The organism is Chitinivorax sp. PXF-14 (genome assembly GCF_040812015.1).
Classification (GTDB): domain Bacteria; phylum Pseudomonadota; class Gammaproteobacteria; order Burkholderiales; family SCOH01; genus JBFNXJ01.
The window spans coordinates 80,999-92,225 of record NZ_JBFNXJ010000008.1; the positions used below are offsets into that span (position 1 = coordinate 80,999).

General features: G+C 64.6%; 13 protein-coding genes and 1 pseudogene. 5 read left to right on the forward strand and 9 right to left on the reverse strand.

Translation table 11 applies throughout. From position 1 onward, the window contains the following. The first annotated feature begins 38 nt into the window (after positions 1 to 38). The 3 genes from ABWL39_RS11450 to ABWL39_RS11460 are packed head-to-tail and all read left to right on the forward strand — an operon-like array spanning position 39 to position 3,379. The gene (locus tag ABWL39_RS11450) at positions 39 to 1,151 is read left to right on the forward strand and encodes a 2-aminoethylphosphonate--pyruvate transaminase (RefSeq protein WP_367790750.1); all 1,113 of its coding nucleotides are present in this window, start codon (positions 39 to 41) and stop codon (positions 1,149 to 1,151) included. Positions 1,152 to 1,153: 2 nt separating this feature from the next. Then, positions 1,154 to 1,972 carry a phosphonoacetaldehyde hydrolase gene (gene phnX / locus ABWL39_RS11455; RefSeq protein ID WP_367790752.1) on the forward strand — a complete coding sequence of 273 codons (819 nt, stop codon included), beginning with the start codon at positions 1,154 to 1,156 and terminating at the stop codon, positions 1,970 to 1,972. 9 nt (positions 1,973 to 1,981) lie between these two features. Further along, a complete protein-coding gene (locus ABWL39_RS11460; RefSeq protein ID WP_367790755.1) occupies positions 1,982 to 3,379 on the forward strand; it encodes an FAD-dependent oxidoreductase in 1,398 nt (465 codons plus the stop codon). Between the two features lie 61 nt (positions 3,380 to 3,440). On the opposite strand, the gene ABWL39_RS11465 is transcribed toward ABWL39_RS11460, so the two are convergent. From ABWL39_RS11465 to ABWL39_RS11475, 3 genes and pseudogenes are all read right to left on the reverse strand, one after another. Then, the gene (locus ABWL39_RS11465; protein WP_367790758.1) at positions 3,441 to 3,782 is read right to left on the reverse strand and encodes a zinc ribbon domain-containing protein YjdM; all 342 of its coding nucleotides are present in this window, start codon (positions 3,780 to 3,782) and stop codon (positions 3,441 to 3,443) included. Positions 3,783 to 4,097: 315 nt separating this feature from the next. After that, positions 4,098 to 4,701, reverse strand: a pseudogene (locus ABWL39_RS11470) (response regulator). Positions 4,702 to 4,838: 137 nt separating this feature from the next. Continuing rightward, on the reverse strand, positions 4,839 to 5,018 hold the full coding sequence (locus tag ABWL39_RS11475; protein ID WP_367790761.1) for a ribbon-helix-helix protein, CopG family: 180 nt from the start codon (positions 5,016 to 5,018) through the stop codon (positions 4,839 to 4,841). Positions 5,019 to 5,154: 136 nt separating this feature from the next. On the opposite strand from ABWL39_RS11475, the gene ABWL39_RS11480 reads away from it, so the two are divergent. After that, a complete protein-coding gene (locus tag ABWL39_RS11480; protein ID WP_367790764.1) occupies positions 5,155 to 5,745 on the forward strand; it encodes a hypothetical protein in 591 nt (196 codons plus the stop codon). A gap of 149 nt (positions 5,746 to 5,894) precedes the next feature. After that, a complete protein-coding gene (locus ABWL39_RS11485) occupies positions 5,895 to 7,499 on the forward strand; it encodes a peptide chain release factor 3 (protein ID WP_367790767.1) in 1,605 nt (534 codons plus the stop codon). Positions 7,500 to 7,568: 69 nt separating this feature from the next. Here the strand turns inward: ABWL39_RS11485 and ABWL39_RS11490 are convergent, their stop codons facing one another. From ABWL39_RS11490 to fliS, 6 genes are all read right to left on the reverse strand, one after another. Then, on the reverse strand, positions 7,569 to 8,450 hold the full coding sequence (locus tag ABWL39_RS11490) for a 2-hydroxy-3-oxopropionate reductase (protein WP_367790770.1): 882 nt from the start codon (positions 8,448 to 8,450) through the stop codon (positions 7,569 to 7,571). Further along, positions 8,447 to 8,782 (reverse strand): EscU/YscU/HrcU family type III secretion system export apparatus switch protein, encoded by a 336-nt coding sequence (locus tag ABWL39_RS11495; RefSeq protein WP_367790773.1) that lies wholly within the window; start codon positions 8,780 to 8,782, stop codon positions 8,447 to 8,449. Before ABWL39_RS11495 ends, ABWL39_RS11490 begins: the two co-directional genes overlap by 4 nt. Positions 8,783 to 8,784: 2 nt before the next feature. Beyond that, positions 8,785 to 9,930 carry a flagellar hook-length control protein FliK gene (locus ABWL39_RS11500; RefSeq protein ID WP_367790776.1) on the reverse strand — a complete coding sequence of 382 codons (1,146 nt, stop codon included), beginning with the start codon at positions 9,928 to 9,930 and terminating at the stop codon, positions 8,785 to 8,787. Then, positions 9,927 to 10,328 (reverse strand): DUF2802 domain-containing protein, encoded by a 402-nt coding sequence (locus ABWL39_RS11505; protein WP_367790779.1) that lies wholly within the window; start codon positions 10,326 to 10,328, stop codon positions 9,927 to 9,929. Before ABWL39_RS11505 ends, ABWL39_RS11500 begins: the two co-directional genes overlap by 4 nt. Before the next feature lie 108 nt (positions 10,329 to 10,436). Continuing rightward, positions 10,437 to 10,748, reverse strand: coding sequence for a flagellar protein FliT (locus tag ABWL39_RS11510; RefSeq protein WP_367790782.1), 312 nt, complete (start codon positions 10,746 to 10,748; stop codon positions 10,437 to 10,439). Positions 10,749 to 10,750: 2 nt separating this feature from the next. Then, positions 10,751 to 11,221 carry a flagellar export chaperone FliS gene (gene fliS, locus ABWL39_RS11515; protein ID WP_367790785.1) on the reverse strand — a complete coding sequence of 157 codons (471 nt, stop codon included), beginning with the start codon at positions 11,219 to 11,221 and terminating at the stop codon, positions 10,751 to 10,753. Positions 11,222 to 11,227: the final 6 nt, after the last annotated feature.

Genomic DNA, 11,227 nt, shown 5'->3' on the forward strand with positions numbered 1-11,227 from the left:
ATTGAACACAAAAAGTCATCTAGATGTCAGGAGTCATCATGCGAGACCCGATTCTGCTTACACCCGGCCCCCTCACCACCACGCTGCGTACCAAGACCGCCATGCTGATCGACTGGGGCTCGTGGGACCGCTCGTTCAACGAGCTGACCGCCAGCGTCTGCGCCGACCTGCTGGCCATCGTCAATGGTGCCGCGAGCCATGTTTGCGTGCCCTTGCAGGGCTCGGGCACGTTTGCCGTCGAGGCCGCGATCGGCAACCTGGTGCCGCGCCACGGCAAGCTGCTGGTGATGGTCAACGGCGCCTACGGCAAGCGCATGGCGCAAGCGGCGGAAATCATCGGCCGCCAGGTCGTCACCTACGAAACCGCCGACGACACGCCGCCCGATCCGCGAGAACTCGCCCGCAGGCTGGCCGCCGACCCGGCCATCAGCCATGTCGGCCTGATCCACTGCGAGACCAGCACCGGCATCCTGAACCCGCTCGACCAGATTTCCGGTGTCGTCGCCGCAGCCGGGCGCGCGCTGATCGTCGATGCAATGTCCTCGTTCGGCGCGCTGCCCATCGATGTCGGCAGCCAGCCGATTGCCGCGCTGATCGCCTCCAGCAACAAGTGTCTCGAAGGCGTGCCGGGCATGGGCTTCGTCATCGCGCGCCAGGATGCCCTGCAGGCCAGCCGCGGCAACAGCCATTCGCTGGCAATGGACCTGCTCGACCAGTACGAGTACATGCAGAAATCCGGCCAGTGGCGCTACACCCCGCCCACCCATGTCGTCGCGGCCCTGCGCGCGGCGCTCGACCAGTACCGCGAAGAAGGCGGCCAGCCGGCGCGGCTGGCACGTTATGCGCACAACTGCGAGCGGCTGGTATCCGGCATGCGGCGCTACGGCTTCCGCCTGTTCCTCGATGCGGGCCTGCAGGCGCCGATCATCGTGACCTTCCACGCGCCGGCTCACCCCGACTACCAGTTCAAGCGCTTCTACGAAGCCGTGCGCGAGAAAGGCTTCGTGCTCTACCCCGGCAAGCTGACGCAGCTCGACACCTTCCGCGTCGGCTGCATCGGCGCCATTGACCACGCGGAAATCGACCAGGCTGTTTCCGCCATCGCCCAATCGCTGGTCGATCTCGGCTGGCACACCGAAAACGAGGAATGACCATGTCCAACACCTACCAACATCTCGAAGCCGTGATTTTCGACTGGGCCGGCACCATCGTCGATTTCGGCTCGTTCGCGCCGACACAGGTGCTGCTCGACGTATTCGGCAGCGTCGGTGTGCCGATCAGGCTCGAAGAAGCGCGGGTGCCGATGGGCCTCGCCAAGTGGGACCACATCCAGGCGCTGGGCCGCCTGCCCGGCGTCGCCGCGCGCTGGCGCGACAAATTCGGCGACGCGATGCGCGACGCCGACGTGGACCGGCTCTACCGGCAGTTCATGCCGCTGCAGGTGGCGCGCGTCGGCGCCTATTCGCAACTGATCCCGGGCGCGCTCGATGCCGTGGCAACGCTGCGCGGACGTGGCCTGAAGATCGGCTCCTGCTCGGGCTACCCGCGTGTGGTCATGGATGCCTTGCTGCCGCTGGCCGCCGCCGCGGGCTACACACCCGACCACACGGTCGCGACCGACGACCTCAGTCCCGGCGGCCGGCCCGGCCCGTGGATGGCGCTGGCCAACGTGATCGAGCTCGGCGTGCGCGACGTGCGCCATTGCGTGAAGGTGGACGACACCGTGCCGGGTATCGAAGAAGGCCTGCGCGCCGGCATGTGGACCGTGGGCCTGGCCGCCAGCGGCAACGCGGTCGGCCTGAGCGCGGCGCAGTGGCAAGCGCTCGACGACACGGCGCGCGAGCAGCACCGCGCCCCGGCCGTGGCCGAGTTGCAGGCGGCGGGCGCGCACTATGTGATCGATACCGTCGGCGAGCTGCCGGCCATCCTCGATCTGATCGAAGCCCGGCTGCAACGCGGCGAACAACCCTAGGCCAGCGACATGAGCGACACCTTCCGCCCCTTCTGGCTCGCCCAGGCGCTCGCGCTCGACGACGCACCGCCGGCCCCGCCGGCAACCGGCCCGCTCGATGTCGACGTGTGCATCGTCGGCGGCGGCTACACCGGGCTGTGGACCGCCATCCAGGCCAAACAGGCGCGGCCGGACTGGCGTATCGCCGTGATCGAGCGCGACATCTGCGGGGCCGGCGCCTCCGGCCGCAACGGCGGCTGCATGCTGACCTGGTCGACCAAGTTCCTGTCGCTCCTGGCGCTGTTCGGCGAGAGCGAGGCCGTCAGGCTGGTGCGGGCATCCGAACAGGCGGTCGGCGACATGGCCGACTTTTGCCAGCGCCATGGCATCGACGCGGAGATCCGCCTCGGCGGCGCCGTTTACGCCGCCAGCAACGCTGCCCAGACCGGCGCGCTCGACCGGGTGTTTTCAGCGCTGTCGCAGCATGGCATCAATCGCTGGCGCGCCCTGACATCGGCCGAATGCCTGCGCCAGAGCGGCTCGGCGCGGCTCTCTGGCGGCGCGGCGAGCGATGCCGCCGGCACGCTGCAGCCGGCCCGGCTTGTGCGCGGGCTGCGCCGGGTGGCGCAGCAGCTCGGCATCGGGATTTACGAACACACGCCGATGCTGACGCTGCAAGCGGGCCAGCCCAGCCTCGTCACCACGCCACAGGCCCGCATCGAGGCCAGGCAGGTCGTGCTGGCCATCAATGCGAGCATGGCCACCGCCTTTCCGCAGTTCGCGCGCAGCATCGTGCTGGTGTCGTCCGACATGGTCGTCACCGCCCCGCAGCCAGCCGTGATCGAGGCGCTGGGCCTGGGCCGCGGGCAGGCGGTATGCGACCTGCGCACCTTCGTCCATTACTGGCGCAGCACGCCGGACGGCAGGCTGATGCTCGGCAAGGGCGGCAACGACATCCCCTTCGGCAACCGCCTGCGCCCGGGTTTCGACCAGCCTAGCCGCCACAGGGGGCAACTGGCGCGCGCGCTGCGGCACTTCTTCCCAGCCCTGTCCGATACGCCGATCGATGCGAGCTGGAATGGCGCGTCGGACCGCTCCGCCACCGGCTTCCCGTTCTTTGGCCGGCTTACGGGCCCGGGGCAGGTGCATTACGGCTTTGGCTATTCAGGCAACGGCGTGGTGCAGAGCTACCTCGGCGGCCAGATACTGAGCTCGCTGCTGCTCGGACGGGACGATGCCTGGACGCGCTCCGGGCTGGCCCGCGGGCCGCTCGCCCTGTTCCCGCCCGAGCCGCTGCGCTGGTGCGGCGCGACGCTGGTGCGCAACGCCATCCGGCGCAAGGAGATCGCCGAGGATGAAGGCCGCCCACCCGCCCGGCTCGACCGCTACCTGTCGCGCTATGCGAGCATGGCGGCCAAGGCTGATTAGCTGGGCCGTAGGCCATGCGGCCATGGGTCGCTTGCGCAAGCAGCCCATGGCCGCGCGGCGGTCAAACCTTTTTCAGGAATTCCGATTTCAGCTGCATAGCGCCCACGCCGTCGATCTTGCAATCGATATTGTGGTCGCCTTCGACGATGCGGATGCTCTTTACCTTGGTGCCAACCTTGATGACGAGCGACGAGCCCTTTACCTTCAGGTCCTTGATCACCGTCACGCTGTCGCCATCCTGGAGCGGCGTGCCGTTGGCGTCGAGCACCACCTTGGCCGTCTCCGTGGCTTCGGGCTCGGCCTGCTTGCCCCATTCGTGGGCGCATTCCGGGCAGATGTACAGGCTGCCGTCTTCATAGGTGTATTCGGAGCCACACTGGGGGCACGGGGGGAGACCGCTCATGGATTGCCTTCTTCTGTTGCTGGTTGTAACGATGGCGCGCGAATGCCGCACGCCCTTTCCTGCCGCTTGTATCCTGGTCGGGCCACGTTGGCCCGGCCGCACTGCCTGCGCCGGCAAGCCGGGCCAGATGCGGGATCCGGCCCTCATGCTGCCTAGCGGGCCGGCCATGCCAGGTCGCAGCAAGCACATCCAATTATAATATGATTAACATATCGGTATCGAGCGCACAGCGCCGATCTGGCACGGTGCCGTCAATCAAGCCACCGTTTCAGCCTTGAAGCGGCCTGTCATCGAGCGGCAGCGGCTCGCACGGCGTCACACATAGCCGAGCCCGATCCCGTGCAGCACGGCGCGGACGCGTTCGCGCATGCTGAGCTTGGAGAGGACGCTGGGGCCGTGTTCTCGATCGTGCCTTCGCTCGGGCCCAGCGCCTCGGCAATCTCCCGATTGTTGAAGCCACCCGCCACCATGCGCAGGATCTCGATTTCCCGGTTGGTCAGCGGGTCGGGCAGCGTCAGACTCGGGAAACGCGTTTCCGCATGCCGCAGCTCCTGCACGGCGCGCTCCGTGATGGCGGTGCGGAATAGCGTCTGGCCAGCGGCAACGCTGCGAATGCCATCGGCCAGGTGTTCGAGCGAGATGTCCTTGAGCAGGAAGCCCTTGGCGCCATGGCGGATGCCGTCGAGCCATGCATCGGCGGCGGCAGCCGGCCCATGTCATGCCGCGCCCGTAGCACCTCGATGCCTGAGCTCCGCGGCATCCGAATATCGAGCAGCACGACACCGGCCTGCACCTCAGCGATCGTGGCCAGCGCCTGTTCGCCGTCGGTGGCCCCGGCGACGACGCGGATGTCGTCGGTCAGGTTAAGCAGGCAGCGGATGCCGCTGCGAATCAGGGTCTGATCATCGATCAGCACGATCGCTAATCATGCCTATCCCTTCTGGCCGGGTAAGCGGATGTCGATGCTGCGAGAGTCCGGGGCCGCGGCGACACGTATCTCGTCGCCCAATTCACCAGTTCGTCACTGTTGCCGGGTAGCACCGCGCGGGGTACTGCTCAGGCCCCGCCGGCCTGCTCGCCACCGCCATAGCTCACGCCGTGCCGCGCGAGATAGTCACGGATCAGCTGGCGCACCACTTGCGACGGCGTCAGGTCCTGGGCCAGGCAAAGCTGCTCGAATGCCCGCTTCTTTTCCGGATCGATCAGGACGGTCAAACGCGCGGTCTTGCTTTCCATGAGGTATCTCGAATCTTGAAAACAGCCCGCATGATAATTAAATCGTCCTGCATCCGCAGCTGTTTGTGCCTGGCTGACAGATCGTGCCCGATTGCCTAAATTGAAGGCTGGAGCACACAGCATGAGGAGCCAAGCAATGGCAGTCTATCAACAGAGCTACCCGAACTCTTGCGGGGCGTCGTGCCTGCTGTGCGCGGCATTCGAGCTCGGGGTGCCCACCATTCCTCAGAATCCGGCCTACCTGCTGCTGGCGGCGGCAGCAACGCCGCTCGCGCTGACCCAGGCCTGCGAGACCCAGCTCTATCAGGTGACCAGCAACAACCCGGGCAATATCAACCCGGCCGGCTGGGGCTACAGCATGCCGTCTGACATCGTGGCCTGTGCGAGATTCCTGGGCCTCAAGGCATGGGCGGTGGCCTACGGCACCTGGAGCGTCACCGGGCTGAAGATCGGCTACAGCGACGAACTGGCCGCGTTGCGCGCCATGAATGCGCTGCACGAGCCCGGTGGCAGCAAATCGTTTTACAAGCCGCTCGGCCATCAGCGGGAACTCAAGATCCTGCTTGGTAGAGGCCGCCACAATTTCGGCGGCCTGCACTATGTGATGGTGCGCCCCGACGGCACGGTGATGGAGCCCGGGGCCGGCGCGAATTACCCGGATGTCGCCCAGGCAAAAACCGCAGTCAGCATGCATGGAACGGGTCTCTCCGTCTTCGTGCAGGCCTGAGCTCGAGCCACTGCGCCCATGGCCGCTGCGCGGGCGATCTGTCGCTGCTGGCGCGACGGGCATCAAGGCCTTCCAGCCGGCCTGCCGATTCCGGCGTGATGGCGCCAAACTCATGTAAAATGGCGGGTTTTACGCATCCAGTAGCTCGCATGTCGACAGATATCATTGCGCGGGAAGTTGCCCGACGCCGCACCTTCGCCATCATCTCCCACCCCGATGCCGGTAAGACGACGCTGACCGAGAAGCTGTTGCTGTTCTCGGGCGCGATCCAGCTGGCGGGCACGGTCAAAGGCAAGAAGACCGGCAAGTTCGCCACCTCGGACTGGATGGAAATCGAAAAGCAGCGCGGTATTTCCGTCGCGAGTTCGGTGATGCAGTTCGACTACCGCGAGCACGTGATCAACCTGCTCGACACCCCGGGTCACCAGGATTTCTCGGAAGATACCTACCGCGTGCTGACTGCGGTCGATTCGGCGCTGATGGTGATCGACGCGGCCAAGGGCGTGGAGGAGCAGACCATCAAGCTGCTCAATGTATGCCGCCTGCGCAATACGCCCATCGTCACCTTCATGAACAAGTATGACCGCGAGGTGCGCGATTCGCTCGAACTGCTCGACGAGGTCGAGAGCATCCTCAAGATCCAGTGCGCGCCGATCACCTGGCCGATCGGCATGGGCAAGACCTTCCGCGGCGTGTATCACCTGCTCAACGACACGATCATGTTGTTCGAGCCGGGCAAGGACAACGCCAGCCAGCAGGTCAGCGAAGTCATCAAGGGCATCGACAACCCGCGCCTCGACGAGCTGTTCCCACTCGAGATGGAACACCTGCGCATGGAGATCGAGCTGGTCAAGGGCGCGTCCCACCCGTTCGACCTCGATGCCTTCCTGGCCGGCACGCTGACGCCTGTATTCTTCGGCTCGGCTATCAACAACTTCGGCGTGCGCGAGATTCTCAACGCCCTGGTCGAATGGGCGCCGGCCCCCGGTGCGCGTGACGCCACGGTGCGCGACGTAGCGCCGGACGAAGCGCCGTTCTCGGGTTTCGTGTTCAAGATCCAGGCCAATATGGACCCGAAGCACCGCGACCGCATCGCCTTTCTGCGCGTGTGCTCGGGCAAGTTCGAGCGCGGCATGAAGATGAAGCACCTGCGCCTGAACCGCGATATCGCGGCATCGAGCGTGGTGACCTTCATGGCATCGAGCCGCGAGCAGGTCGAAGAGGCCTACGCCGGCGACATCATCGGCATTCCCAACCACGGCAATATCCAGATCGGCGACAGCTTCACTGAAGGCGAGGCGCTCAGCTTTACCGGCATCCCCTTCTTCGCTCCCGAGTTGTTCCGCAGCGTTCGCATCAAGAACCCGCTCAAGATCAAGCAATTGCACAAGGGTCTTCAGCAATTGGGTGAAGAAGGCGCGGTACAGGTCTTCCGTCCGGCTTCGGGCGGGGACCTGATCCTCGGCGCCGTCGGCGTGCTGCAGTTCGAAGTCGTCGCCTCGCGCCTGCAGGCCGAATACGGCGTCGATGCTGTGTTCGACAGCGCCTCGATTCATACCGCGCGCTGGGTCAGCTGCGAAGACTCGCGCATGCTGGACGACTTCGAGAAGAATCTGGCGATGAACGTGGCCCGCGATGCGGCGGATAACCTGACCTACCTCGCGACGTCGCGGGTCAACCTGGCGCTGATCCAGGAGCGCTGGCCCAAGATCCAGTTCCATGCGACACGCGAGCACGCCGCCAAGCTCAACTAAGGCGGGTGCGTTCAAGCGCATCGAAAAGGGCCGCATCAGCGGCCCTTTTTCTTGCTGCAGCGTGGAGCCTTACTGCTGCGACATGCGCTCGATCACCTTGATGATCGCGGACGAGTCGAGCTCACCCTCCCCCAGTCCCAGCAAGCCATTGATCAGTTGTGTAGTCTGGCTGCTGATCGGCAGCGACAAACCGAGCTGCCGCGCTGTGTCGAGCACGATGTGCATGTCCTTCTGGTGCAGGCGGCTCTTGAAGCCCGGCTTGAAATCGTGGTCGAGCATGCGCTTGCCGTGCACCTCGAGGATTTTGCTGCCGGCGAAGCCGCCCATCAATGCCTCCCGCACCTTGGCGGCATCGACATCGTTGCGGCGGGCAAAGGTGATTGCCTCGGCCACCGCAGCGATCGTGCCGGCCACGACGATCTGATTGCAGGCCTTGGCTACCTGCCCCGCCCCGCTCTCGCCGACATGGACGATATTCTTGCCGAGCACGTCGAGCAGCGGCTTGGCCCGTTCAAACGCCGCCTGCGGGCCGCCGACCATGATCGACAAGGTGCCGGCGATCGCACCGGCTTCGCCCCCCGACACGGGGGCATCGAGCAGCGTGATGTCTTTCTCGGCCAGACGCAGCGCCATCTGGCGTGTCTGCACCGGCAAGATGGTACTCATGTCGATGACGATCTGGCCCTGCCGCGCTGATTCGGCAATGCCGCCCTTGCCGAGCAGGACCTGCTCGACATCTGGGGTATCCGACACATTGAGGAAAATGATGTCGGCGACGGCCGCCAGCGCCTTGGGACTATCGTAGGCCACGGCGCCGGCATCGGTCAGCGGCTGGGTTGACTCGGTACGACGGGCATAGACATGCAGGGAATAGCCTGCCTTGATCAGATTGAGCGCGGTGGGGCGCCCCATGATGCCGAGCCCGATATAGCCGACTTGAGGTAGGGTCATGTTTGATCCTTGGTATTGCTGTCAGTGGAAGGAGTGTCCGGGAGCGACAGCACCGGCGCGGGGCCGGCGCCACCATTCTCGAGAAAATAGATGAAAGCGAGCAACTCGGCCACCGCGCGATACAGCTCGGGCGGAATATGCTGGTCGAGGTCGACCTGCATCAGCAAGGACACCAGCTCCGGGGATTCATGCACGAATACGCCGGCCTCGCGCGCGCGCTCGATGATCATCTCGGCCAGCAGCCCCCGCCCCTTGGCGACGACGCGCGGGGCTGTCGAGCCGGCCTGGTAGGCCATGGCGACGGACATCTGGCGCTGTTTCTGCGGGTCCATGCTCAACTGCCCGCCGTGTCGACCACGCTACCGCTCAGCTTGAGGCCGGCGGCCTGCAGTTGGGTGTCGAGCTTGCCGACGTGGCTGCGGATCTGCTCGGCCGTACCTTGCCGTGCCACCTGGAAATTGACCGAGACGGACTGCCCATGCAGGCTGACCCCCACCACGACATCACCGAGGTGGGGCATCGATAGCTTGAGCCGCGAATACCATACGCGTTCACCATCGGCGTTACCGCCCTCGCCTGGCTGTGTTGGCTGCTCCTCGACCAACCACTCCATCGGCTGGTTTGGCCAGGCCTGCCCCTGCCACAGCACCTGGCGCGTATCGAGGATGTCCAGCTGCTGCTGCACGATGTGGCGGAGCTGCGGCGCAAGATCAGCGGCATTCAGGCCGGGGGCCGGCTCCTTTTGCGCATGAACAGCGTCCGGCAACAACAGGGTGGCGGAACGCACACTGCCTGTTTGTGCCGATTCAGTTGCGCCTGCCGCTGCGCGGGCAGGTTCTGCCGTACTCGATGCTTTATCTGCTCCGGCGACTTGCGCCGTCGTCGAGGCGGTGGAAGGCGGGGCTTCCTGCCTGGCTTGCGGCTCGGCCTGCAGCGCCTGCAAGGTGCGCTGCCCGGTAACCCATTCCGCCTGATGTGATTCGTAAAAGAACCCGCTCTTGGCCAATTCCTCGTGCAGGCTGTCGGCCAGCTTGCCCGTGTCGGGTGCTGCCGCATCGATCAATGGTTGACTGGAAACCGCGGCAGGTGAGCCGCCCTTCTCTGCCACGCTGTTGATCAGCGAACCGAGAAATTTTGCCGTATCGCTGAATTTGACTTCGGGTTGCGCGTTGCCGAGCAAGGTCGCCAGGTCCTTGGTCAGCGCGAAGGTCGGACGAGGGTCGCCCTGGATGAAGGTCAGATCCAGGGTCTCGCCGGCCTGCGTGTTGGCCGGCAGATTCATGTCCAATACCTGGTTCTTGATCAATACCTCGAACCGGCCATTGGGCAGGCTCGCCATCACGAACGCGGGCAAGCGCTCGCCAGGGCTGAAACGGGAGGTTTCCCCGTCAGCCGGCTTGTCCTGAGCGGACTCAACTACGGTCGGCGTATAGCGTTTGACCAGCAGATTGAGCTGGCTGAGCCCATCGTTATGGATCATGCGGAATCAAAGCGATACAGCGCAATTATCAACTCGGCCTCTCCCCGCGAGATGCCGCATTGGCTGGAAAGCGTTGCTGCGTCCATGCCTTGGCGCGCCAGCTCGACCGCCTGGGCGTAGGGGGTGACAACGGAGACCGGTGAGGATGGCGTCTCTTCCGCTCGCGGCGGTTGCGATGCCAGTGCGACAAACGCCCGCTTGAGCTGGCTCAACTCGGATTCGAGGCTGGCGATTCGCTGTTCCAGTTCATCGCTTGCTTGCGCGGCAGGCGCCACGCCGGCCTTGTCCCTGTTGCGCTTGCTGGTGCGCAGGAACATCAGCCATTCAGCTACATAGATGCCGAGCACGATGGCCCCGGCGACCAACAACTCACGCCATGTGACGACAATCGCATTCATCACGAATCTCCATACCCATGCAGAAAGCAAGCCTGCACTTCAATCATACACATCCCGGACGTGTGTCGATGTAACGTTTGCGGCTGGCAGGTATGTCTCAATCGTTAACTATCTGTAGGCATTGGACAGACGACGCTCGTTATGGGCACTGGATATGATGCTTTCCATCTCGCGCATCCAAGCGGCAGACAATTTCGAGATACGCTTATCCGTCTCAAGGATGGCCCCAATATGAGCCGCGATCTCTTCCCGGCCGGCATCGTCTAGGCTCGCATCCGGCGTGACGGCCAGCTGGCCGAGCATTGCCGCGCGCTGTGCCTCGAGTTCGAGCAGGGTTTGCCACTGCTCCACCTCGGCTGCAGCGAGCATGCGTTCTGTCAACTGGCGGGTTTCGGCGTAAAGGCGAACTAGCTCGTTCATGGCTAGGCCTTGCCGTAGCTCAGCGCCCCGCGCTCGCCGTTGGGCTGGCCGCCTGGCGGCGGGCTGGACTCCGGCTGGTTTGCGCCGGGGGCGATCTGCGCCCAGGCGGAACGCAGCTGGTTCAACAAGGACGAAACTTCGTCCAGTGCCGTCACGTCGTTGCCGATATTGGCTGCCAGCAGGCGGTGGGACATGTACTCGTAGAGCGCGTCCAGATTCAATGCAAGCTCACCCCCGATATTCTTGTCCAGGCTCAGCCGCAGCCCCTCCTCGATGATCGAGATCGCCTTGGAGAGCGAATTGCCCTTTGCTGCAATGTCCTTCGCTTCCATCTGGGCGCGCGCCATCGAGATCGAGGTCAGCGCGCCGTCATACAACATCAGAATCAGTTTGTGCGGCGAGGCACTCGATACCTCGTTTTCCAGTGCCTGCTTGGTGTATGCATTAAGTGCAGAACGTGGATAGCCAGTCATGATGTT